This window comes from Paenibacillus sp. SYP-B3998 (assembly GCF_010820665.1).
GTDB lineage: Bacteria > Bacillota > Bacilli > Paenibacillales > NBRC-103111 > Paenibacillus_E.
In genome coordinates, this window is record NZ_JAAIKC010000014.1 from 67,857 (window position 1) to 90,969 (window position 23,113).

Consider the following 23,113-nt stretch of genomic DNA (forward strand, 5'->3'; position numbering starts at 1 on the left):
GCCTCATCAGAGTCAGGACTTGAGGCATGCAGTTATGAAGCTATCTTTCGCTAATTTATACCTCGATCTACAAATGAAACAAACACCTCGAAATAGAAGTGTTTGTTTCATATAACTTATTATATGATTATTGTATTAAATGAGTTTGGTTCAAGCTCGCACTGAAGAGTGACCGTCCCGTTCGAAAGATTGAGTACGCGGTTATCTGAAAATGGATTAGCGACTACTACTACTTGCTCACCAGTCGGTGTTTCAAATGCAACAGCATTTCCGAACCAGGATCCTTTCAAACCTACCCGCTTCGAACCCGGGGGAACAAAGTGGGCAAAATGTTTCATTACATAGTATTCCGGATTCAATATCGACTTTTTGACGGCAGGATTAATGGTAATCATTGAATTTTGCTCCCATCCCCATGTACTCCGCCCCTTTGGTTCTAACACCATATTCCAATAAATATAAGAGTTGACTCCATTAGTGAAATAATGCTGGTATAAATTAAACACATACTTCGCGTAAAACCACGTATTCTCGCCATCTCCGCACTCATTTTCTGTTTGCATGTACCTAAGCTCCGGATAGCTTTGTACTGTACGTTGGATAGCGTACTTGCCAGCCCATTGATATCCGACTCCTTTGACATACTTGTATGCTTCAGGATCGCTGAGAACAGTATGTGCATAAGCATCGTGATCTGCAGTCTTTTTTTTGAGCCATTCATCCCACGGTTCCGGCGCATTAATCGTACCTAACCAAATTTCCGTTTCCAAACCATTTTTCTCGAATGCCGGGCCCAGATAATCGCGAATAAATTCGCGAAGCTGTTCCCCTGTCCAGACACAAGAAGGAAACTTCTGGTCGGCGACGACTTCATTCTGCACATGAACCTGATGAATAGTAATCCCTTCTGCTCTGTATGCTTGAACGAATTTAACAAAATAAAGAGCATAAGCTTCAAGAATATCCTTTTCCCAACGCAATGTTCCGTAATTATAAGCTTTCGGGAATTTCATCCAAGTTGGCGGACTCCACGGCGAAGCAAACAGCTTCAACTCCGGATTTAACTTCAATGCTTCTTTGATATAAGGTATCAAATACTTACGGTCCCGTTCGATGGTGAAATGCTCCATATCCAAATCGTCATCTGTTTCGTTAAGACTGTACCACTCCATCGCGTAATCGCTGGCGCCAATCGGCAAACGACAAATGCTGAATCTGTGTTCTCCCTCCGGATGGAACAAGCTATGGAGGACGTTCATCCGATCTTCTTCAGAAAGATGATGAAGCGCCGCGAAGCCCAATTCATTGAAGCAGCCTCCAAAACCTTCAATTGTTTGAAACATGTCATTCGTGATCAGGAGGTTCGAATCAGGTGTCTGAGTTTCAATGATTTGCTTTTCCTGCCATACCTGCTCTTCCGTGCTTGAGATCCAACGGTAATTAGAATTGATCATTACAATGTGTCCCTCCATAATTAGGCTTGATTTTCCTTACCGTCTTAGTATAGATTGAATTGAATAGGCAGAAGATTGTCCAAACAACGAGGTTTTTACCCAAATCAAAGGTGGTTCAACCATGAGCAAATTGACTCTTAAAGAGGGCTCGTCAGACCAAGTGCAATGGCTTCCGGCAATAGATTGGAATGTAAAGTTCTTTGGCGCACATGAACAAATGGTTAAGAATAATTGGAGCGCTCCAAAAGAATCTCACATCGGATTTGAAATCATCCTGATATTGGATGGTTGTCAAGAGACACTTATTGAAGGAAATCCGTATATTCTCCAAGCCGGTGATATGATTCTAATTCCGCCTGGCTTTAAACATCTTAATCGATGTATTTCAAAAAACGGGATGCACTATTTTTGTGCCCATTTTAATGTGGATGATCCGGATTTTCGGCAAGGAATGGCTAAGCTTGATCGATTGCTATTTCCAGCAGGTACAGAAGCAAACAACAAGATCAAACAAATATTGGATCATTGGATTTCAATGGTACGTAACCAAGGAGGCTACACAACGGCAGACAGGTTTCACATTCAGGTCCATTTGTTCGAGTTATTCGGTATTCTAGCTCAAATGGTATCAAAAGAGGTAAAGAAACACAGTGCTGTTGCCCCTGCAACTATACATTATGCTCAATTGATTGCTGAAGCGATCAAGGCAAGATTTAATCCCCATTTACCCCAGAACATAGAACTAACAATACAAATAGAAGATATCATCTCATCACTTGGAATTAGTCCTGGTTATGGTTTACAAGTATTTCGTAAAGTTTTCGGAGTATCGCCGCGTCAATATCTGTCTGAACTAAAACTGCACGAAGCCAAGGTATTGATCCAGCAGCCCGATCTTGCACTTAAAGAAATCGCATCCCGATTAGGCTATGCACATTTATCACATTTCAGCCGGCAGTTCAAGCGATGGACTGGAATAAGTCCGTTGCAGTACCGTCAGAAAAGTACATGGTAACCATCTATATTACGAAACTGTATAGGATCGTTACTTTCTCTTTGCATTTAGCCTTTTACTGCTCCATCCGTAATCCCTTGGATAATCCAACGTTGAAAGATCGCAAAGATCACGACAATCGGAATCGAAGACAAAATCAGGGAAGCAAGAATCATTGACCATTCCCTGCTGTATTTGCCAAAAAACATGTTGATCGTCAGTACAAGCGTATAATTACGGAAATCTGTAAGCAAAAGAACAGGAAGTAGGAAATCGTTCCATAGCCACAGCATATTCAAAATTACAATCGTAAAGGTAATAGGCAACAGCAACGGAAAAATAATTCTGAAAAAAGTCTTGAGTTCTCCGCAGCCATCCATCTGTGCAGATTCTTCCAATTCCCTCGGAATCCCCTTCACAAATCCGTGATATAAGAAAATGGCCATATTGACGCCTAATCCGGCGCAGACAACGCCCAGGCCAAACGGCGAACCTTGGAGCCCTAGGTCTTTGGCCATCTTGGTTAAAGTAACCATGATCGTTTGGAACGGAATCAGCGTGGACGCGACGAAAAGCATAAAGATGGTATTGCTCAATTTACCTGTCGTCCGAGACAACTTATAACCTGCCAAAGAGCTGAAAAACACAATACCAATTATTCCTGTTGCAGTAACAACAACCGTATTCCATGCGCTTCGGAGCATGTTCGCTTTTTGGAAGGCTTGAATGTAGTTATCTAACTGTAGTCGGGTCGGTAAGCTCAGAACGGAACGGAACATATCACTTTGCGTTTTAAAGGAATTGATGATTGCCATGTATATCGGAAACAGAAAATAAACGGACAGTATGGCAAGTACAACAAGAGACAATATGGAGTAAAGACGTCTGTTCACGCTTCCACCTCCCGCTTCTTCATAATTGTAACTTGTATAATCGTAATGATAAGAATCATTAAAAAGAGGATGATGGCCTTTGCACTTGCATATCCGTAACGATAGTTGAGTTGATAGGCCTCTTCCAAAATGTTCATGGTAATGACTTGTGTAGCTCGTGCGGGCCCTCCGCCAGTCAAGGCATAAATGAGATCGTACACCTTAAAGGAACTGTTCATCGTAAGGAAAATACAGATCGTAAGTGCGTGAGCGATCAGAGGCAGGGTAATGTAACGGAGCATATGAAATGGACTAGCGCCATCAATGATGGCCGCTTCTTTCAGATGCTGCGGAATCCCTTGAATAGCAGACATATAGATAATCATCAGCGTACCTACTCCGCCCCAAATAGATACCAGCATGATGGTCCAAAACGAAATGTTTGGATCACCAAGCCAAGAGATATTAAGAAATTTCAAAGCGGCAAACTGAGATAAGGCTGGCATCACCTTGGTAAACACGAATACCCACATGAAGGTGCTTATAATTATACTTAACATATTTGGCATGAAGAAGATTGTCCTGAAAAATCCCTTTGCTCTTTTCTGTGATTCAATCAGAAGGGCCAACAGAAGGGCTAGGGCGTTCTGCAATACCACAGCAAATATCACATACTTTAATGTAAACAAAATTGAATTTCTGAATCTAGCGTCATCACGGATAGCCTCAATGAAGTTTTGGATGCCCACAAGATTGTACGATTTATTCAAACCATCCCAGTCGGTGAAGCTGTAAAATGATCCTTGCAGCATCGGAATGACAAGAAATATAACATATAAGACAAAGGCAGGGAGCACAAAAAGGATCAACGACATTGTTGCTTTTTTGGATCGGTTCGACATGATTTCACTCCTTTATTGAAGTTATGCCCTGTATCGCCACGAAATTTGGCGACGGCAGGGCATAACACAAGTCTTTTACTAAATTATTTTATTTTTTATTTGTTGTTATATTGGCAACTTTCCAGGTCTTATCCAGATCTTTGATGAGTTCGTCCCTGGATATTTTTTTGTTAAAATAGGCTTGAAGCGCCTTTCCTGCTTCGTCTTTTACAGAAGCTGGGATCGATGGATCTTTATAGGACTGCCCTTTGTTTGCGTAGCTCAATGCTTCCTCTACCCATGGATATGGTTTAAAAGAATGGTTCATAGATACAGGATTAAATTTCAGATTTTGATATAGAACGTTGGATGCCTGATCGTCAAGGATATAATTCAATAGGTCAAGTGCGACTTCTTTATTTTTGCTGGTCGAAGCCAGAGCCAGTGATGTAGATACGGAGACATTGATCATCGTTGCTTTTGGATCGTCATTAATCGGTAATGGAGCTACACCGAAATCCAATTTTTCGTTTACTTTCAGAATGCTGTCGGCATCCCAAGGGCCCTGTACCCACATAGCCGCTTTACCGGATGCGAAGTCCGCTGCACCGTCATCGTTGCCGACTTCAAAAGCACGGTCCGTACCATTAGCGTTAACCAGATCAATGATGTCAAACATTTCTTTAATCTCCGAGAAGCTGCCCTGGTCATTGTTCATCTTGTCGATAAAGTCTTTATGGGCTGTGTTGACAAGTCCGCCCACTGTGAGAGGGAGGAACAACTGTGGAATCCAGCTTTCTTTGTAACTGAGTAAAAACGGCTTGACTTTGTTATCGTTCAACTTCTGTACAACCGCTTTCATTTCTGTCAATGTCGTTGGCGGTTTCAGTCCTAAATCGTTGAATATTTTCTTATTATATAAATATCCCCATTGCAAGCTTTCCATTGGAACCGCTACCACTTTATTGTCGATGGAGACAATGGGCTTGATCCCATCGGTTAGTTTCCCAGCAAAAGGTTGGCTGGATAAATCCGACAAATAGCCTGCCTTATAGAAATCCGGAATGTCATTCACCGCAATAAAGGAAAAAATATCCGGCGCATCTCCAGTGGCCAAACGAGTTTTCAAAATTTGAGGAGCAGTATCCGCGCCTGGGTACTCGGAGTTAAACGAGACCTCAATATTTTTCTCCTTCTTTTCTTTTTCAGCGAACTGCGCAAAATACTTGTCGAACTGGTCACGGAATCGGTCCACCCCGCCGAGAAATATTTTCAATTCCACCTTTTTCGGAGCAACTGCAGCATTGCTATCCTGTGCTTTTTCATTTGAAGAACAAGCGACTGTTGACCCCAACATAATCAAAGCTGCTAGTGTTGTAAGGGCTTTCTTCATTGTAATGACCTCCCTTTATATTTGGTTGCGCTTACAGAGCAAGTATATTATAGAAGGGAACATCGTACATTGGACTGAATTTGCGAATTTACTGGACGATTTTGATATAACGTTTAATTTTGATTGTCAGGCCTTGTTTGTCCGGGTGTCATTCCGGTTATTTTCTTAAACATTCGGTGAAAATAGGTCAGGTCGGAATATCCCACCATTTCCGCAGCATATTTTATCGAAATCAAAGGGTCTTGAAGAAGCTTCTTTGCTTTTTCAATTCGTTGGGTAATGATGTAATCCATGACGGTCGAACCGAATTTTTGCTTAAACGTTCTGGACAAATGCTCCTTACTAACAAAAAATTGGGTGGAAATTGATTCTAATGTGATAGGTTCCGTAAACGATCGGTCAATGTATTCCCGGATTTCCTCGATATCAAACCGACTCTTATTCTTTCTCCTATGAATTAATTCCTCCATTACGGAAATGTACGATTCCGATAAAACATCTATCCATTGCTCAATAGGCGTGTCGTCTGTGACTAAGAGTTCTCCCGCTTGAGCTGGAATTACACAACTTGAATCATCCGACATTTGGAAAGCATGCTCCTCGAGCAATAACATAAACAGCTTATATAACGAATTATTGACTCCAGGTTTTACTGGCTCCTGAGCCCTCAAAATGATCCCTAGTTCTCTAAATTTACTTCTAACTTCACCGATCTGTAGCTCTTGGAAATTCCGAATGATAGCTTGTTTATATCCCGTCATGATCTTTAAAACTTCTTTATCGAGCGGTTGGACAGTATGGAGCCCACGGGCGATCCGTAATTCTCTAACCGCCTTATCCAGAGCACGATTCAATTCTTTCGGGTTGATCGGTTTCAAAATGTATTCATCTACTTTAGATAGTATTGCCTGCTTTGTATAGGAAAAATCGTCGTAGCCGCTGATAACGATTTTACGGATGAACGGATAATCTTCCGATAGTTTTTGCAGAAGCTGAGTCCCATCCATACCACGCATCTTCATGTCAGTAATTACTATGTCTGGATGAATGTCACCGATGATACTCAATCCACTAAGCCCATCTTCAGCTTCTTCGATTTGATCGATACCAAGTCGGCCCCATTCGGCAAGCCGACGGATGCTGTCTCGCGTCCAATATTCATCGTCGATAATGACTACCTTCATAATAAAATCTCCTCCCCTCTCCGCAACAAAGGAATAACTAATTTGACCATTGTTCCTACTCCCTTATCGCTTGTAACAAATACACCGTATTCATCCCCAAAAATTAACTTGATACGGGAGTTAACATTACCCATTCCCATACTTTCTTCCAGCTCATGATCTTCCGACACTTGGTTCAATTGTTTGCGGATAGATTCTAATCGTTCTGTTTCTATGCCAATGCCGTTATCTTCAATAATGATCTCGACCTCATCCAAAATCACCTGTGCCCGAATTGTTATCGACCACATATCCATTTTGCCTTCAAGACCGTGAATGAAGCAATTTTCAACAATCGGCTGTAAAGAAAATTTGGGGAGTATGGACGTCCTACACTCATCATCCACATCCAAATGGATTTGGAGCATGTCTTGAAATCGGATTTTTTGAATATGTAAATAATTGCGAACATGTACAATCTCGTCACTGACCGTAACTAAATCAGATTTTATTTTTATCGTATAGCGAAATAAATCGCTTATTGCTCGTATATGTTCATAAATCTCGGGAACATTCTTGGAAAGGGCAATGCCACCTATGGCTTGAAGCGCATTATAGAGAAAATGCGGATTAATTTGCGCCTGCATTGCTTTCAACTGCGCAGTTCTTTTTTCGATCTTGCTCTTGTATTCAATCTGAATCAGTTCCTTAATCCTATAGAGCATAGAGTTAAAACGTCTCTCCAAAGTTCCAATTTCATCAATTCGAATCTCATTGACACCGACATCAAAATTTTGAAATTCCAATGCTTTCATCGATTTTGTTAGTCGAATAATCGGTTTGGTTATGAAATAAGCCATGAATACAGAAACCGTGATAGCTAAAAAAATAAAAATGATTGCGGTAACGAAACTGAAATTAACTGTAGAAGATGCACTGGACGTCACATAACTCAAGGGGATGAATTTGATCAGATAAAGTTGATTAGACACAACAGGCTGATAAAAAAGGAACCCTAGTTTAAATTTCTGATAGCCTGACTCCTTCGTGTCCGAAACGACCTTCCCCAGTAGCGGTTTATCTAAGTTTTCTTGCTCTGAACTATAATAAGGATCATACATCACGTCCCCCTTAGCATCCACAATAAACACTTGGCTATTCGGTTCAGAATGGAGCATTTCCAGAACACTGTTCATCATTTTCCATCGAACATCCAAAGATACTCCGCCGAGGACCTCCCTGTTCTGAAATCGATTCATGCTGCGGACAAGAGTGAACATATTACGATTGGAGGAGCTCTTAATCAAATTAACGCTTTCATCTGAATTTCCCATAGCCTGCCAGTTAACAGAAGGGGTATTCAGTTGTTCAGAAACACGAACAGCATCTTTATCGACAATAAATAATTGATGCATGGATTTCTTAAACAGAGTAATCTGAGCAATATTATTATTATTTGCGATATATAAGGAGTTCAACTTTTCAATAATATAAGAATTAAGTGCTGCATCGGGATTATTGTCATTGTTAGTGAAGGATGAATTTGCGGTTGGAAACAGATTGTTGTCTAACAAAAGAGAATAAGCAGTCGATTGCAATTGGTCGAACTTTTCATCAAAATATTTGCCAGCCCAATTTAGTCGGGACTCATTGGAACGAATGACTTCCATGCTTAATGTTTGTTGTGAGGTTTTGGTAGCGAAAAGGGTAACCAAACTTAACGGCATGACCGCAATGGCTACCATCATCAGCATAAGCTTGTACCTCAGACTCTTGCGAAAAGGATAAAAAAGTTGTCGAATCATATTTTTGGCTGGTTGTTGAGCCATGATACCCCCGCCTTTTCATTTCACAGTAGTATGCGTGGCAACTCGGGATAGTTAGTGCCCTACCTTCATTATGCCCGATGTTTCTATTGGCAATTTATAAAAACACACCAAACCGCCGTTATTTCACAATATAAAATGAGGGTAAGTAATCATCTGGCCCTCTTCAATGAGCCACATTCCAACCTCTGGAAATACACCGCGTACAAGAAAGTACTACATAAATGAACAAAGAGAAGCTTAGTCACTTCCGATTTCCTAGCAGGAAAGACGGAATGCCAACACCCAATACCATGTCCAATGAGTATAAAAGAATAATCGTTTTGATTATTTCTTTGTATACGAGGTCAACAGATGTTGGAGTTGCTGCATAACAAATCTAATATGTTTGTTATCTCGACTCAATCGGCTTGCCATAACTCCTCCTTCTAAGAGCCTCCATGTACGGATAGTAACAGTTCAGAGTATTGTAACATCTCTCTGGCTTCTAACTAAATAATTTGATAAGATGACAAAAAAAGATACCGAACGGTTCGGTATCTTTTTTGTCATCTTATGCTAATTACACCAGAGAGGGGTACTGATTATGGAAACAGTAAAAATCATCCGTACCCCAATTTTGCCCATCCAAATGGTAAACTCCCACTTGCTTGTGGGGACTGACGGATGCATTTCTTGTCGATGCAGGACTACCTGGGTCAGAGAGGAAGATTGAAAAGGCATTAACTAAAGCAAAACTAACATTCAAAGACATTAAGCTAGAACATGAAAATAATGTTTTAGACTACCGCCTCTGTCAGTTAATGCTGCTCTATGGTGAAACTTGCTACCGCTGCTCAATCGCCATTCAATGGTTGGGGTCTTCCTTTGGCCGCTTGGAACATCGTAATCTCGTTCAGCACGACGCTTTTCCCGCTGCTCAGCTTCGTAATCTGGTTATCCGCGTACGCTAGTACATATACTTCACCCGAATCGTCCTCGTAAATGCCGCCTTTCACGGATTCGTACATTTTCACGGCTTTGCCGTCCGATCCGATTCTGTATATATCGGCAGGCGACTGTTCATCCGAGGCATCTCCGGAAGCGGCCACGAGCAAAGTTCCGTCACTGAGCACGGACAAGATGCGCAGGTAATTCGATCCGAGCTGCTTGTTCATGGAGACGATATTACCGTCTTTGCCGATAAGCCACACGTGTTGCTCCAGCCATGAGGTATGATGCACATCGTAAGATACAGCGGCAGTCGTAATCCAAAACGAGCCGTCTAGATTGGCGAACTTGCGGTAAAGAGGCTGATTACGGTCCAGCAGTTCCGCGCGGTTGCCCGTCACAACATATACATCTGCAATGTTTCGATCCCGCGAAGACAGTGACACGGACACTAGCCGGAACGAACCGGCAGAAATAACGGTGTCTTCCGGCTTCACGTCTGCCGTCCGATCCGGCACGATCAGTTCGATATCACCGAGCATGAGCCGGCCGTTGTCCAGCCGAGTTTGGTTATGTTTGGCATCGGGGTCACTGCGTACGTTACCGACGGTTCGATGTTGCCTTGCTTGATCGACGCTGTCAGCGGCGGCGGCCTCCACGTTCCCTTGCAGCGATTTATTCAGCTTCAATGTGCCGTAAACGTTGGTGTGGATGTACAGATCATTTCCCATGTCCGCGGTAATGCTGCTAATGCCAAACACTTTGTTTCCAGTCAAAACGGTAAAGCCATCCGTATCGCTCCAATCCGTCATCCATTGGAATTCGTCGTGAGTAAATCGCCACGTCAGCGGGAAATACGTAATTTCTCTGAACGATAAGATCGGATACGTCTCTTTGGAGTTATCTATGGATTTACCGTTCACTGTAATCGGATAATCAGCGATCGTCGCCTCGTAAGTAGCATGTATGTCGTTATCATGCTCCGCCTGAGCCTCATTAGGATACATAGGGGCCCCGACTGTTTTTGGAGCGATCGTAAGCCCAGTCTGCCCGTTCCAATCGATTGACAGGTTAAGCCGCTGGCAGTTGTTCCAGGTCATCGCTATGTATGTAACGTCGTTATACACGATGGGCGGATACGATTCGTTCTGGGGGATCGGATTGTAATTATTCATCATGACCCGGAAGGTGGGAAGCTGGACATCCACGGTGTTTGAACTGCGCGCCGCTTCGGCAGAATGAGAGTCTGCTACCAACAAACCGAACATCAGGGCGACTCCCAAGACGGCAGTCGCAGCAGCTTTAATTTTATTTTTTCTCATCAGGGCATTGCCTCCAAACGGTGGATTGCAAAGCATATATCCTTCAGACGCCACAGAGTATATCCCGCTTTCTCTAAGTTAAGCGGTAACTATTTCTTCGAGCAACTCTACATAAAAGTGCACTTATAACGTCGAGGCCGCCTGACTTAACAGCTGCGACAGCTGATCCGTATCAACCGTTTGGCCCTGTCGCAGCTTTATTGTCTTTCTTTCAGGAGGACCGTCGAACAAGCCTTCCGGAAGCGCAAGCTCACTTGCGTTAAAAATCGTAAAACTTACCGCGTCTTTGGACGTTGAAATGACAGCGGCATATTTGCCATTTTTTAAAAAATGGGGTTTCTTGTACTGAATGCGCTCCTGTATGTCTGGAATCGTCTGGTAAACAACCTCGCGAAGGCGGGCGCACAGTTCCCCTTGCCAAGGTTCTTTTAGCGCTTCAATAAAATCAGTTACCTCTTGATTCATCTGTCATTCTCCTTTTAAGTAGATGGCTTTTTATTTGTTGTCTTGCTGCTTGACGATCTGCCACGTGACTCCGAATTTGTCCATGATTTCGCCGTAATAGGCTCCCCATGGTTGGAGGTCGAACGGAAACTTGATCGCCCCACCCTCACTGAGATTCGAGTATGCTTCTCGGGCTTCGGCTTCGTTGTCGTACGTCAGCGCAAGGCTGATGTCTCTGCTAACGTTTAGAGGTTCGAAGGAATCGGTCAGGAATAGCGTATTTGCTCCGGCAACTGTCAGAACCATGTGCATCACTTTATCCTTGACCGCTTCTGGTGTGTCCGGCATCTGACCAAAAGTCATGATGGATAGGGTGTCCCCTCCTAGCGCTCTCTTATAAAATTCAGCCTGTGTTCTTGCATCCTCCGACATGATATAGGGGTTTAGCTTCGCTCCCATGTTCAACAACCTTTCACTTTAGTTTTTTTGTAGTAAACCGCGTGTTTTCAAGAAGATAACCGATAAAATCAGCCTCTTATGAAGACGACGAATGGGAAATGACAAAATCGACAGTTTCGGCAAAATTATTTTAGCTTTTTTAGTAAATCGCATTTGTGTTTCTCTATTCACCCGTGATTACCTCATTCGCTTGAAACGCATTCAGCAGCGCGCTTCAATAGAAGTTCGCGCTCGCGTGCGTTGTGCGTCAGAGACGCAGCGCGTTCGAACTCTTCCTTCGCTTCATCCATGTGCCCCAATTTCACCAGAAGGTCGCCGCGAACGCTCGGCAGAAGGTGGTACTCCTTTAGCGACGGCTCGGAAGTTAGCTCATCAACGATTTGAAGACCGAAAGCCGGGCCGAATACCATAGCGATAGCCACCGCGCGGTTCAGCTCGACGACCGGGGAAGGTGCAATCTGGGCCAATGCTTCGTAGAGCGCGGCGATACGCGTCCAGTCGGTCTCCGACGCGGTACGCGCTCGCGCATGGCACGCGGAGATCGCGGCCTGCAGCGCATATGGGCCCAGTGGTCGTCCGAGCTTCTGGGCAAACTCAAGTGCAGCCAAACCCCGGCGGATCAGCAGATGATCCCATAGCGCACGGTTTTGGTCCATAAGAAGTATGGGTTCGCCCATTGGGCTTACCCGGGTTTTAAAACGTGACGATTGGATCTCCATCAGAGCAACCAAACCATGGACCTCCGGCTCCGTAGATGCAATCTCAGCAAGAATCCGCCCGAGTCTAAGCGCCTCCCGGCAGAGGAGCGGGCGGATCCAGTTACCGCCAGAAGTCGCCGTATACCCCTCATTGAACATGAGATAAATAACTTCGAGCACCGTTGACAAACGCTCCTTGAGCTCTTCCCCCACAGGAACCTCGAAGAGAACTCGAGCAGAGCTAAGCGTCCGCTTCGCCCGAACGATCCGCTGTGCGATGGTAGATTCCGCGACGAGGAAAGCGTGCGCGATTTCCTCGGTCGTGAGCCCACCGAGTAAACGCAGCGTCAGCGCTACTCGCGCTTCCCGGGATAAGACCGGATGGCAAGTCGTAAAGATCAATCGCAGGAGATCGTCGCCAATCTCCCCATCCATCGCATTTTCCAGGTCGTGTTCGGTGTACAAATCACTGCTGTGGCCAAGTTCTTTATATTTCTGGTCGCTCAGTTTGCTCCTGCGCATCAGATCGATCGCACGACGTTTTGCTGTAGTCATCAACCAAGCCCCGGGATTGTCCGGGATGCCGGTTTCTGGCCACCGTTCTAAGGCGATGACAAGCGCATCCTGTGCAATATCTTCTGCAAGACCGATGTCGCGAACCATCCGTGCCAGTCTAGCGATAAGATTAGCCGACTCGATTCGCCAGATTGCATCGATTGTACGCTCAGTTGCGGAAAACGTCACGATTTCTTTAGCCTCTCCATCTGTTCACGAAGCGCAGCTTCCTTCGCTAGCGTTTCCTGATTCTGAGTCAAATCTTGCGCCTCGAACACCTGCCGAAGCTCGATTTCCCCTCCGCCATAACCGTGAGGATCCGGCATACGCATCGCCCATTCGATCGCTTCTTCCCTAGAGTTGACCTCTATGAGCGTATATCCGGCTATTAATTCTTTCGCCTCGGTGAAAGGGCCATCGGTTATTTTCGGCTTGCTTCCAGGCTCGGGATAGGAGATCCGAATTCCGTTCGAGCTTGGGTGTAGACCATCCGCAGCGAGCAGCACGCCAGCCCTAGCCAACTCTTCGTTGTACCGCAACATGGCTTCGACGAGCTCCTGACTAGGCATAACACCCGTCTCAGAATCCTTTGTAGCTTTGACAATCATCATGAATCGCATATGTGTTGCTCCTCCTGAAATCATTGTAGAGACGCGTTTATCAGTTCTAATCAGACTGATAAATTCGCCTCAATATGGACGACGAATAGATCTCGATTAAATCGACATGGCGAGATATTTTTTTAGATTTGCCATTATCCCTGGCTACGAGAAATTTCCCGAGCATATTCCCGTGTTCCTTGATATCTGCAATAGGAGCAATGCTTGATAATTTTTCCTATTCTTGTAGCCCATTTAGTCATTCGTCATCTATAAATAAAACTCCTTTTTCTCCTTTACCCAAGCATTGAACCAATGGACTCTTTATCCGCGATTCTGTTCCCTTAAGCGATTCCCTATAATGTTTGACGTTTGATCTTTTATGGCCATAAAAAACACACCCCCTAGAACTCATCAGATTAACCTCAGGGTTTCTCCGATGTTTATTCTAAGGGGCGCATTTCATAAGGGTTTCATCAATTACTTAACTAACATTTGTGGTGGATAAGGCCACGAGAGATAATAACGAGTAGAATAAACAGAACGAGAATACTGCCTGCTGAACTGCAAGGTTTAACAGCCGCTGGAGCTGAGACAGCAGCAACGACAGCAGGTTTAGGAAATACGACCGAAGTGTGTTGGTACGATGCATGCAGGTGAATGTCATTGTGTACGGGTTTGTGCATGATTGGAGCTGGTGGCTGAGCGATTGGCATCGGCATTGGCATTGGAGCTGGCATAGGAGCCGGCATTGGCATTGGCATTGGTTGCACGGGATACATTGGGGCTACATAACCTGGTTTTACGTGTTCCATGGATAAGCACCTCCTTTATGTCTTGTGCTAATGTTGTTGTTACCGTCAAGGTTAGGTTAATTGCTTACAACGTTAGTCTATGGGAGAGCACCCATATAGAACACGGTAAATACCCAGATGACTTAAAAATGGTTAGCTGTCATGATCGAACGAGCTTATTCATGCAAAAAGGACCGCCCCACTTGCTCGGGCAGTCCCTTCCTTTACACATAAGGATTATTATCTCGTTCAAAGCCTATCGTCGTCTTGCCGCCATGTCCCGGATAAACAACCACGTCATCATCCAAAACGAACAGCTTATCTTGAATGGAATCGAGTAGCGCATTCGAATCGCCGCCTGGTAGATCGGTCCGACCTACCGACAGTCTAAACAATACGTCTCCCCCGAAAAGGTGCTTCTCATAAAGGAAACTCACACTCCCAGGTGAATGACCTGGGGTATGGAACACCTTAAGCTTGATACCGAGGAATTCAAGCACTTGTCCCTCGTCCAGCGCAAATTCCGCCGGCTCTACTTCAATTCCAGCGCCTAGCTCAGGCCAGCGCGCGGAGCCGTTCTTCTTCGGATTGCTCAACCAATCCGCCTCCAGATCGTGGATATACACCGGACAGCCCTTCAGTTTGCGGATTTCATCCACACCACCGATATGATCGAAGTGAGCATGCGTCAGCAATATGGCCAGAATGTCCAAGTCTGCGATCCTTTTGATGAGCGGCTTGGGATTCATGCCTGGATCTATGATAATAGCCTGCTTTGTATCAGGGTTCGATAGCAAATAGGCGTTCGTGCCTAATGGACCTAAAGCAAAGGATTCGATCTTAATCATATGCATTCGCTCTCAATCTTTTTTGAAGTAATGGAATTAGAACGTAGATATCAACTCTCGCAATTCTTTGGCGATAACGGCATGATAGCCATTGCCTTCCCCGTATTGACGAACCATTTCCGCTCTAGCTACTTGAATTTTATCATTATAATCCGCAGCTTCACGATCAGGATTTTCTTTCTTGAACTGATTCATAACGGCCTGTACCTTCTCAGGACGAGGACCCCAGTGACCTAATACGAAACCGCCCGTATCGGTGAAAATAACGATTGGAATCGCTCTTCCGCCACCAGTTAGAAACTGGTCAATAACGTCATAGTTTTGCTCGATAATAAGCACTTCCACAGGAATTCCGCTGTTCTCAAGCGCTTTGAATACAACTGGTACATTACGAACCACATCTCCGCACCATTCTGCTGCAACTATGAGGCAGCGCAGATCGTCGCGATTGTTCAACGATTCGAAGAACTCTTTATCCTCTTCGTTATCCCACTCGAACCCATTGTAATAGGCCAGAAATTGCTCTTGGTTTTTGGTCATACTCTCAATGAACTGTTGTGGCTTTAAGCCTGTACGCAGCTTGTTTGAAAGATTTGTACTCATTAATCTCAACCTCCTATGAATCATGAATAGTTCTTCTATGTATTGTAGCAAATGCAGGCAAAAGCTCCAAATCGACGCTTACTTATTTATTCAATTTTGCTTTTCTTTTTAAATAGAATTGGTAGGCTACGTAAAGAATTGTCAGCACAACCGCAGCAATAATCAATGGCTTGATATAAGGCCCCGCCTTTTCGTCAATCGTTTCCCAGTTATCCTTGAGCAGCATCCCGAGATACACATATAAAAATGAATAAGGAATCAAAGCCAGCGCCGTATAAAGTGTAAATTTACCTAACGGCATCTTCGCCATACCGCCTGGAAGCGATATTGCGTGACGAACAATAGGAATGAATCGGGCTGTGAATATCATGCCAGTTCCATAGCGGTTAAACCAAGCTTCCGCCACATCAATATGATGCTTGCTGATCAGCAAGTATTTGCCGTACTTCTCTAAGAAGGGTCTGCCTCCATATCGGCCAATCCAATAAAGCACGATTTGTGCTAGGGTACCGCCTACTACAGCGCAAATAACGGCACCATAAAAATTGATATCTCCTTTCGATACCAAATAGCCCGCATAGGCAAGAAGCAGTTCATTCGGAATAACCTCCAGCATCAGTCCAAGGAAAATCCCCCAGTACCCAAGTCCTTCCAAGTATAACAAAACATTGTGAATCAACTCACCCATCCATGAACCCTCTCTCCACTAAAATATCCATATCTTGTCTACGTTTATTCTACCATAGACAGGCTAATGTCAACCAGTTTCACGACTTAGCTCCTCGTCAAAAAAAGAGATAAGAAGCTCTTTGCAAGCTTGAACGGGAGCGCTTAGTTCTTTGCCTTTGACATAAATCAAACCGTGTTCAAGTGGGATCGGCTTCTCAGCTGTTAATCTCGCTAGCCTGCCTTCTCTTATTTCCGCATCCACAGTTGTAAGAGGCAATAGGGCTATTCCCATCCCGCAAATGACCGTTTGTTTGATTATCTCGGAGCTATCGAATTCAAGCGATTGAACATTGGAAATCCCTTTCTCAGACAGGAGTTGTCCAGCCATTGTTTGGTAAATGCAGCGACCGCCGAAACCAATGATCGGGGTTTGTTCACAAGCATGCCAGCCTTTTGATTCAATGTTATGAACAAGCTCAGGGGTACCTATCCAAACGAGTTCATCTTGTAGGAGCGCTACAAATTCAATATTTTTCATTTGCGGGTTGCGAGGAACAATGCCCAGATCCACGCGATGGCCGGCTACTTCTTGCGTAATGTCACGTTGAAAACCTGTTTCGAGATGAAGTTGAATTTGTGGATATTGTTGAAATAAAGTCGGCAGCAGCTTAGGCAGCTGCGAGACGCAAAAGGACTCCAAGGCTCTTAAACGCACAGGACCCTTGGGCTCATCGAGTCCAGTTAATTTAGCTTGAAGCGATTCGCCTAACCGTAAAAATCGGTACGCATAAGGCGCTACTTCTTTTCCCGCTTCTGTAAGTTCAACGCCACGAGGCAAGCGGCGGAACAGGGATTTTCCAAGCAATTGCTCTAGCTGGTGTATGTGCATCGTAACCGTTGACTGCACGTAACCTAGCCGGAGTGCCGCCTTACTTATGCTTTTCTCTTCCATGACTGTCACAAACGTTTTCATACTTCGCCCATCCATATGTTCAATCACAGCGGCTCCACCCATCGATTATACAAATATTTGATATCGTAATCATTCGCTTTTCAAATAGATATGCCCATGATATCATCAGAAACAGCTTAAGAAAAGAGGAGTTTTGTGAGATGAAACCTACCCTACAATCAGTCTTCAAAATACTCATACCCGGCGTCGGCGGTTTCCTTGCCATCCTGATCTGCAGCCTGTTCGGCGATGCGGCGAAAATTTCACTGCTGATGGCGCCTTTCGGCGCTTCCTGCGTCATCGCTTTTGCGCTCCCGCAGAGCCCGCTTGCGCAACCGCGCAGTCTGGTCGGCGGTCACGTGCTTAGCACGCTCATCGGGTTAAGCGCATTAACCGCGTTCGGTACGCATGCTTGGAGCATGGCGCTCGCTGTCGGCGCGGCGATTACGCTTATGCAGCTAACGCGCACGCTGCATCCTCCTGCGGGCGCAGACCCTCTGCTCGTCATGCTCACAGGCGCGAAGTGGAGCTTTCTTTTTACCCCGGTGCTGCTTGGCGCTCTAGTGCTTGTGCTCGTTGCTCTTTGCTATCACCGAGTGACGAAAGTAGCTTATCCCAATAAATGGTGGTAAGCGGCTCACTTATTCATGTGCTGACAAGCCTCTGCATATGATGTACAAGAACCTTGTACAGGAGGCGGAGCCGTCATGTCCCGAATTATTATGATAAAAAGAAAACATCTTGTTGTTGCAGCCGCAGCGCTGCTGTTAGCCCTCTCCGGTTTGCTGTATGGGAACCGGGACCACATCATTCCCGCGTTAGCGCAGACGCCAGCTGAAAGGACGATCCACATGGTCGTCGGCGAATACAAATCCACAACCATTGAGGGAAAAACCATTGAAGCCTATCGGTGGGATCCTGGAACCGTTGTCGTCCGCAAGGGAGAGAGGATCAAACTCAGCATCTTCGGCGTGAACGGCGACAGTCATCCTTTTCTCATTGAAGGATTGAACATAAGCGGAGAAGTTAAGAAAGGGAAAGAGACGGTCGTCAGCTTTATAGCCGATCAGGAAGGTACATATCGCCTTATCTGCATGACGCATGCCGACAGTGCGCATGGTGGCCCCATGATTGGCTATATTGTCGTGGACTAACCCCCTAATCCGAATCAACATCCCTTGTTTTCCTTATAGACCAAGAGCGAGCCCTTATCCGCTTTGGAACTAGAAGTGGAAATAAGGGTATTTTTCGTTTACACTGTTCCCAAGTTGTACGATTTCAATGGAGAAGGTGTCTGAAGCTTGAAAACTAATATTCTCGTTGTTGATGATGACGTTCATATTCGCGAACTGCTACGGTTCTTATTCTCAAAGGAAGGCTACACCGTATTTGAAGCCGATAATGGCGAACAAGCTTCTCTAATTATGGAAGCCGAGCAAGTCCATCTGGCCGTAGTCGACGTCATGATGCCTGTGAAGGACGGACTGGCGTTATGCTCCGAAATTCGGGAGCACTTTGATATCCCTGTCATTCTGCTCACAGCAAAGGGGGAACTCGAAGATAAGGAGAAAGGCTTTATCTCCGGTACCGATGACTACATGGTCAAGCCTTTCGAGCCTAAGGAGCTGTTATTTCGGGCTAGAGCCTTGCTTCGCCGCTATCAGCTCGTCTCCTCTGAGGTTATTAAATTAAACCAAACCATTATTAATCGTAAAAGCTATGAAGTGCATATTGGCGAAGAGACGCTGCTCCTGCCGCTCAAAGAATTTCAATTGCTTGCTCAATTGGCCAGCAACCCAGGAAGAATTTTTACACGAGAACAGCTCATCCAAATGCTGTGGGGCTCTGACTATGAAGGCGACAGCCGAACGATTGATGTGCATATCAAACGTCTGCGAGAGCGGTTTCACGAGAGATCGCATGATTTCGTCATTACGACCGTACGCGGTCTTGGTTATAAGCTTGAGGTGAGCGAAGGGTGAAAACACTGTATCTACGTATCGTTATCACCTTCATTGTCATTGCCATGGTCAGCAGTATGTTAGCGTTAATCCTCTCTAACGGATATTATCTGATCAAGCTGCGCGGAGAGAACGAACAGAAAGTATGGACGATTACAAATGAAATTCGGACCCTATATGAGCAAATGCCGGATCTTGAGCCGTCAACCTATTTCACGCACATCGCTAACATGGGCTTTCAAATTTATGCCGTGAATGATCAATTAGCCGGGACCTTCTATGGAACTCCATTCAAACATACATTCATCGATCCTGAGCAAATTCGCAGCGTACTGGCGGGGGAAACGTACCGAGGCATTTTGAAAGAGCGTCATTTCCTCATGGCTACAGGTTTTTTTGAAAATAGTATTCAAAATTCCATCGGGGTTCCCATTCAGTTGAAAGGAAAGCCCTATGCGCTTTTCGTAAGGCCTAATCTAGAACAACAGATTGGCGGCGTACGCATCTTAATGGCCTTTCTCTTAGGTCTTACCTTTCTGTTCAGTATTATCCTGATCGTCATTCTCTCTCAATTTATTGTAAAACCCGTCAAAAAGTTAACCGAAGCGACGAAGCGAATTGTCAGCGGGGATTATGAAATCATGATGGACGTGTCACGGCGAGACGAGCTTGGCGACTTGGCCCGAGATTTCACGCATATGGCACAGTCTTTAAAGCAGTTGGATGACATGAGACAGGAGTTTGTTGCCAACGTTTCGCATGAAATTCAATCCCCTTTAACGTCTATTCAAGGATTTGCTGGGTCTATCTTAGATGACAAAACATCCGACGAGGAAAAAGAACGCTATCTCCATATTATTTTGGAAGAAAGCCAGCGTATGTCTTCCTTAAGCAAGCAACTGCTGACCCTAGCATCGCTAGACAAAGAAGAGCATGTTGTGAAACCCTCCGTCTATCGATTGGATGAGCAGCTCCGACAACTTTTAATTGTGATTGAATGGCAGTGGAGTCAGAAACAGCTAGAGATCGAACTGGACTTACCCGAGTTGGAAATCACTGCTGATGCTGAGCTACTTTATCAAGTTTGGCTTAATTTGATCACCAACAGCATCAAGTTTTCTCGGCCTGGCGACACGCTAGGTATTGAAATTAGAAATCTTCAGAATGAGCTCGTGGTTCAGATTCGCGATACAGGCATTGGCATACCGGACTCAGAGCTGCCTCATATTTTTGAGCGGTTCTATAAAGCTGATAAAGCAAGGAATCGCACTCGCTCGGGGAGTGGACTCGGCCTATCCATCACCAAGAAAATTATTGAGCTGCATCATGGAACCATTCAAGTGCATAGTATAATTGGCGAAGGCACAACCTTTGCCGTACACTTACCTCGTTTGTAATCCAACATTCATCGTCCGTTCATATTCCTTTTCTACAATTCAATTAGAATTAGGAGAGGGGATTTGAACAAAATGAATCCATTTTCACATAAATGGGCTAGCTGGGTTAGCAGCTCTAAAGGGGCCAAAATCGTTCTTACCAGCTGGCTTCTCGTCATCATTATCTTAAGCGCCGTTGCGCCTTCATCTAAGCAAGTTGCACAAAGCGGCGGGGAAGGCAGCATTCATGAGGATACGCTATCCGCGGCTGCTCAACAAATTTTAAAAGAGCAATACCCATTCCAGGACGGATTAACCGCCTTACTCGTCTTCCATGGACAAAGCGCACTATCAGAAGCTGAGCGCGTCAATATCCAAAAAATCAGTGAATGGCTTTCCTCCGATCAGAAGCCAACCTTGATCAGCAGTGCAGTTCCTTTCCATAAGCTGCCTAAACCGCAGCAGGATAAGTTATTTTCGCAGGATCAATCCACCCTTCTTCTAACCGTTTCCTTACAGAAGGGCCTAGAGTCAGGTCAAATTTATGACACCCTGCAGCAGATTCGCAAGTATGCCGAGCAAGTAGGAACAGGGACGGTCAAGCTTGAAATTACAGGACCTGCCGGTATCTCTTCCGATACGATTCTGCTTTTCAAGAAGGCAGACTTCGTCTTAATGCTTGCCACTATTGTTTTGATTTTAGTTATTTTAATTGTTATTTATCGTTCCCCGCTTCTGGCTCTGCTGCCGTTAGTCCTTGCAGGCCTTGTCTATGAAGTCGTGGATCGGCTGATCGGACTGGCGGGTAAGCTCGGTTGGTTCTTCGTAGAGAAGCAATCGCTTTCCATCATGATGATCCTCCTCTTTGCCGTACTCACCGATTATTGCTTATTTATCGTCGCTCGTTATCGTACTGAGCTCAAGAAATCTGTCTCAAAGTATGACGCCATGACAGCCGCATTATCTACGGTTGCTGAGCCTATCCTCTTCAGCGGTGGCACCGTGTTAATCGCCATGCTCACCTTATTCACGGCTGTGTTCAAACCATACAATCACTTTGCTCCTGTGTTTTCTGTTGCTATGGTCATCATTCTGCTCGGTGGTTTAACGCTTATTCCAGCCGCGTTCGCACTAGTCGGACGCAAGGCCTTCTGGCCGTTGGTTCCAAAGGTGCAGTTGGTGAAGGCAGAGGAACAACCTAAGGGATTCTGGACAAAAGTAAGTGCATTTGTGACAAAAAAGCCTGGTATTACTGCTATAGTATTGCTCGCACTCTTAGTCGGATCTTCCCTTTCTTCGCTAACAATGAGCTATTCGTTTAATTTAATGAAATCCTTTCCTAGTGATATCTCCTCGCGGCAAGGATTCGATATTTTGCAGGAACGCTTCCCGCAAGGGCAATTAGCTCCGGTCACTGTCGTTTTGACATCGGAGAGAGAGATCGCGCTGGATGCCTCATTTATCGATAAAGCCGGCGTCCTGGTACGTGCTATCAAAGAAAGAAAAGGCGTTAGCGCGATTACACCGGAGATCGCCCCAGAGCTGCTAGCCGCGAATAACCCAACGGCTGCTTCGATGCTCGGACAACAAAAGCACACGGTTAAATTCCAGTTAACGTTACAGCAAAATCCTTATGATCAAGAGGCCCTTGATTTCATTCGTCAGTTACGCACGGATAGCGACCAATTATTGAGAGACAGCGGATTCGATCCTGCGCAATATGCACTTCATTATGCAGGACAAACGGCTGAGCAATTGGACGTAAGAACGATGAATAGGCGTGATACAATCGTACTCTTCTCGCTTATTACGCTCTTCATTACGGCTATGCTCGTATGGCAAGCTCGATCCTTCCGATTAGCTCTGACGATGATGGCGACGATGCTGTTATCCTATGCGGCCACCATGGGGCTTGTATGGGGCGTATGCCATTACGGATTTGGCTATGATGCCTTCAGTTATCGTTTGCCCGTTTACACCTTTGTATTCCTAATCGCACTAGGTGTGGATTATAACATCATCTTAGTCTCTCGGATAAAAGAAGAAGCGCGAAAGTACGAATGGCGTGAAGCCATTCAACGCGGTGTCGCTTTGACAGGCGGTGTTATTTCTTCAGCAGGGATTGTCCTGGCTGCTACCTTCTGCGTATTAATGACACAACCCCTGCAAGAGCTGATGTTGTTCGGCTTCGCCATGGCGGCCGGTATCTTGATCGATACGTTCCTTGTTCGGGGAATGCTGTTGCCCGCCCTGATGACTTATCTGGGACGAAGCACGAAATTTCACCCGGCCAAATCATCAGCTAAGCTCTGAGCGTTCA

General features: G+C 45.1%; 22 protein-coding genes. 6 read left to right on the forward strand and 16 right to left on the reverse strand.

Annotated features, from left to right (window positions below; translation table 11 throughout):
- Positions 1-119: 119 nt before the first annotated feature.
- On the reverse strand, positions 120-1,454 hold the full coding sequence (locus GK047_RS24735) for a glycoside hydrolase family 30 protein (protein ID WP_163952796.1): 1,335 nt from the start codon (positions 1,452-1,454) through the stop codon (positions 120-122).
- 121 nt (positions 1,455-1,575) lie between these two features.
- Between GK047_RS24735 and GK047_RS24740 the strand changes: the two genes are divergently transcribed.
- Positions 1,576-2,469: an AraC family transcriptional regulator gene (locus GK047_RS24740; protein ID WP_163952798.1), complete on the forward strand. Its 894-nt coding sequence runs from the start codon at positions 1,576-1,578 to the stop codon at positions 2,467-2,469.
- 47 nt (positions 2,470-2,516) lie between these two features.
- Here the strand turns inward: GK047_RS24740 and GK047_RS24745 are convergent, their stop codons facing one another.
- From GK047_RS24745 to GK047_RS24815, 15 genes are all read right to left on the reverse strand, one after another.
- Complete coding sequence (locus GK047_RS24745; RefSeq protein ID WP_163952800.1) at positions 2,517-3,341, reverse strand: ABC transporter permease subunit; 825 nt, start codon at positions 3,339-3,341, stop codon at positions 2,517-2,519.
- A complete protein-coding gene (locus tag GK047_RS24750; protein ID WP_163952802.1) occupies positions 3,338-4,222 on the reverse strand; it encodes a carbohydrate ABC transporter permease in 885 nt (294 codons plus the stop codon). The genes GK047_RS24745 and GK047_RS24750 overlap by 4 nt, the downstream gene beginning before the upstream one ends.
- Positions 4,223-4,310: 88 nt before the next feature.
- Entirely contained in the window at positions 4,311-5,594 is a 1,284-nt protein-coding gene (locus GK047_RS24755) for an ABC transporter substrate-binding protein (RefSeq protein ID WP_163952804.1), read from the reverse strand.
- Between the two features lie 113 nt (positions 5,595-5,707).
- The gene (locus tag GK047_RS24760) at positions 5,708-6,778 is read right to left on the reverse strand and encodes a response regulator transcription factor (RefSeq protein ID WP_163952806.1); all 1,071 of its coding nucleotides are present in this window, start codon (positions 6,776-6,778) and stop codon (positions 5,708-5,710) included.
- On the reverse strand, positions 6,775-8,586 hold the full coding sequence (locus GK047_RS24765) for a sensor histidine kinase (RefSeq protein WP_163952808.1): 1,812 nt from the start codon (positions 8,584-8,586) through the stop codon (positions 6,775-6,777). The genes GK047_RS24760 and GK047_RS24765 overlap by 4 nt, the downstream gene beginning before the upstream one ends.
- 833 nt (positions 8,587-9,419) lie before the next feature.
- Complete coding sequence (locus GK047_RS24770; RefSeq protein ID WP_163952810.1) at positions 9,420-10,835, reverse strand: hypothetical protein; 1,416 nt, start codon at positions 10,833-10,835, stop codon at positions 9,420-9,422.
- Between the two features lie 123 nt (positions 10,836-10,958).
- Positions 10,959-11,300 (reverse strand): DUF1801 domain-containing protein, encoded by a 342-nt coding sequence (locus tag GK047_RS24775; protein WP_163952812.1) that lies wholly within the window; start codon positions 11,298-11,300, stop codon positions 10,959-10,961.
- Positions 11,301-11,330: 30 nt separating this feature from the next.
- Complete coding sequence (locus GK047_RS24780) at positions 11,331-11,738, reverse strand: VOC family protein (RefSeq protein WP_163952814.1); 408 nt, start codon at positions 11,736-11,738, stop codon at positions 11,331-11,333.
- A 182-nt stretch (positions 11,739-11,920) separates the two neighbouring features.
- Positions 11,921-13,180 carry a sigma-70 family RNA polymerase sigma factor gene (locus GK047_RS24785; RefSeq protein WP_163952816.1) on the reverse strand — a complete coding sequence of 420 codons (1,260 nt, stop codon included), beginning with the start codon at positions 13,178-13,180 and terminating at the stop codon, positions 11,921-11,923.
- Complete coding sequence (locus GK047_RS24790; protein WP_163952818.1) at positions 13,177-13,611, reverse strand: YciI family protein; 435 nt, start codon at positions 13,609-13,611, stop codon at positions 13,177-13,179. The genes GK047_RS24785 and GK047_RS24790 overlap by 4 nt, the downstream gene beginning before the upstream one ends.
- A 467-nt stretch (positions 13,612-14,078) precedes the next feature.
- Complete coding sequence (locus GK047_RS24795; RefSeq protein WP_163952820.1) at positions 14,079-14,405, reverse strand: hypothetical protein; 327 nt, start codon at positions 14,403-14,405, stop codon at positions 14,079-14,081.
- Positions 14,406-14,608: 203 nt separating this feature from the next.
- Complete coding sequence (locus tag GK047_RS24800) at positions 14,609-15,232, reverse strand: MBL fold metallo-hydrolase (RefSeq protein ID WP_163952822.1); 624 nt, start codon at positions 15,230-15,232, stop codon at positions 14,609-14,611.
- A 36-nt stretch (positions 15,233-15,268) separates the two neighbouring features.
- Positions 15,269-15,835: a thioredoxin family protein gene (locus GK047_RS24805; protein ID WP_163952824.1), complete on the reverse strand. Its 567-nt coding sequence runs from the start codon at positions 15,833-15,835 to the stop codon at positions 15,269-15,271.
- Between the two features lie 82 nt (positions 15,836-15,917).
- Positions 15,918-16,523: an undecaprenyl phosphate transporter UptA gene (uptA, locus tag GK047_RS24810; protein ID WP_163952826.1), complete on the reverse strand. Its 606-nt coding sequence runs from the start codon at positions 16,521-16,523 to the stop codon at positions 15,918-15,920.
- A gap of 69 nt (positions 16,524-16,592) precedes the next feature.
- Complete coding sequence (locus GK047_RS24815; RefSeq protein ID WP_163952828.1) at positions 16,593-17,519, reverse strand: LysR family transcriptional regulator; 927 nt, start codon at positions 17,517-17,519, stop codon at positions 16,593-16,595.
- 98 nt (positions 17,520-17,617) lie between these two features.
- On the opposite strand from GK047_RS24815, the gene GK047_RS24820 reads away from it, so the two are divergent.
- From GK047_RS24820 to GK047_RS24840, 5 genes are all read left to right on the forward strand, one after another.
- Positions 17,618-18,088: an HPP family protein gene (locus GK047_RS24820; protein WP_163952830.1), complete on the forward strand. Its 471-nt coding sequence runs from the start codon at positions 17,618-17,620 to the stop codon at positions 18,086-18,088.
- Positions 18,089-18,163: 75 nt separating this feature from the next.
- Positions 18,164-18,610: a cupredoxin domain-containing protein gene (locus tag GK047_RS24825; RefSeq protein WP_163952832.1), complete on the forward strand. Its 447-nt coding sequence runs from the start codon at positions 18,164-18,166 to the stop codon at positions 18,608-18,610.
- Positions 18,611-18,757: 147 nt separating this feature from the next.
- Positions 18,758-19,438, forward strand: coding sequence for a response regulator transcription factor (locus GK047_RS24830; protein ID WP_163952834.1), 681 nt, complete (start codon positions 18,758-18,760; stop codon positions 19,436-19,438).
- The gene (locus GK047_RS24835) at positions 19,435-20,814 is read left to right on the forward strand and encodes an ATP-binding protein (RefSeq protein ID WP_163952835.1); all 1,380 of its coding nucleotides are present in this window, start codon (positions 19,435-19,437) and stop codon (positions 20,812-20,814) included. The genes GK047_RS24830 and GK047_RS24835 overlap by 4 nt, the downstream gene beginning before the upstream one ends.
- Positions 20,815-20,886: 72 nt before the next feature.
- Positions 20,887-23,106 carry an MMPL family transporter gene (locus tag GK047_RS24840; RefSeq protein WP_163952913.1) on the forward strand — a complete coding sequence of 740 codons (2,220 nt, stop codon included), beginning with the start codon at positions 20,887-20,889 and terminating at the stop codon, positions 23,104-23,106.
- The last annotated feature ends 7 nt before the right edge of the window (positions 23,107-23,113 follow it).

What these genes read in the sequence shown, in the direction of transcription:
- GK047_RS24765 (WP_163952808.1), bottom strand. Translation starts at nt 8,586, where the DNA reads ATGGCTCAACAACCAGCCAAAAATATGATTCGACAACTTTTTTATCCT.
- GK047_RS24735 (WP_163952796.1), bottom strand. Translation starts at nt 1,454, where the DNA reads ATGATCAATTCTAATTACCGTTGGATCTCAAGCACGGAAGAGCAGGTA.
- GK047_RS24840 (WP_163952913.1), top strand. Translation starts at nt 20,887, where the DNA reads ATGAATCCATTTTCACATAAATGGGCTAGCTGGGTTAGCAGCTCTAAA.
- GK047_RS24775 (WP_163952812.1), bottom strand. Translation starts at nt 11,300, where the DNA reads ATGAATCAAGAGGTAACTGATTTTATTGAAGCGCTAAAAGAACCTTGG.
- uptA (WP_163952826.1), bottom strand. Translation starts at nt 16,523, where the DNA reads ATGGGTGAGTTGATTCACAATGTTTTGTTATACTTGGAAGGACTTGGG.
- GK047_RS24825 (WP_163952832.1), top strand. Translation starts at nt 18,164, where the DNA reads ATGTCCCGAATTATTATGATAAAAAGAAAACATCTTGTTGTTGCAGCC.
- GK047_RS24790 (WP_163952818.1), bottom strand. Translation starts at nt 13,611, where the DNA reads ATGCGATTCATGATGATTGTCAAAGCTACAAAGGATTCTGAGACGGGT.
- GK047_RS24780 (WP_163952814.1), bottom strand. Translation starts at nt 11,738, where the DNA reads ATGGGAGCGAAGCTAAACCCCTATATCATGTCGGAGGATGCAAGAACA.
- GK047_RS24815 (WP_163952828.1), bottom strand. Translation starts at nt 17,519, where the DNA reads ATGGGTGGAGCCGCTGTGATTGAACATATGGATGGGCGAAGTATGAAA.
- GK047_RS24800 (WP_163952822.1), bottom strand. Translation starts at nt 15,232, where the DNA reads ATGATTAAGATCGAATCCTTTGCTTTAGGTCCATTAGGCACGAACGCC.
- GK047_RS24820 (WP_163952830.1), top strand. Translation starts at nt 17,618, where the DNA reads ATGAAACCTACCCTACAATCAGTCTTCAAAATACTCATACCCGGCGTC.
- GK047_RS24805 (WP_163952824.1), bottom strand. Translation starts at nt 15,835, where the DNA reads ATGAGTACAAATCTTTCAAACAAGCTGCGTACAGGCTTAAAGCCACAA.
- GK047_RS24770 (WP_163952810.1), bottom strand. Translation starts at nt 10,835, where the DNA reads ATGAGAAAAAATAAAATTAAAGCTGCTGCGACTGCCGTCTTGGGAGTC.
- GK047_RS24755 (WP_163952804.1), bottom strand. Translation starts at nt 5,594, where the DNA reads ATGAAGAAAGCCCTTACAACACTAGCAGCTTTGATTATGTTGGGGTCA.
- GK047_RS24760 (WP_163952806.1), bottom strand. Translation starts at nt 6,778, where the DNA reads ATGAAGGTAGTCATTATCGACGATGAATATTGGACGCGAGACAGCATC.
- GK047_RS24795 (WP_163952820.1), bottom strand. Translation starts at nt 14,405, where the DNA reads ATGGAACACGTAAAACCAGGTTATGTAGCCCCAATGTATCCCGTGCAA.
- GK047_RS24750 (WP_163952802.1), bottom strand. Translation starts at nt 4,222, where the DNA reads ATGTCGAACCGATCCAAAAAAGCAACAATGTCGTTGATCCTTTTTGTG.
- GK047_RS24740 (WP_163952798.1), top strand. Translation starts at nt 1,576, where the DNA reads ATGAGCAAATTGACTCTTAAAGAGGGCTCGTCAGACCAAGTGCAATGG.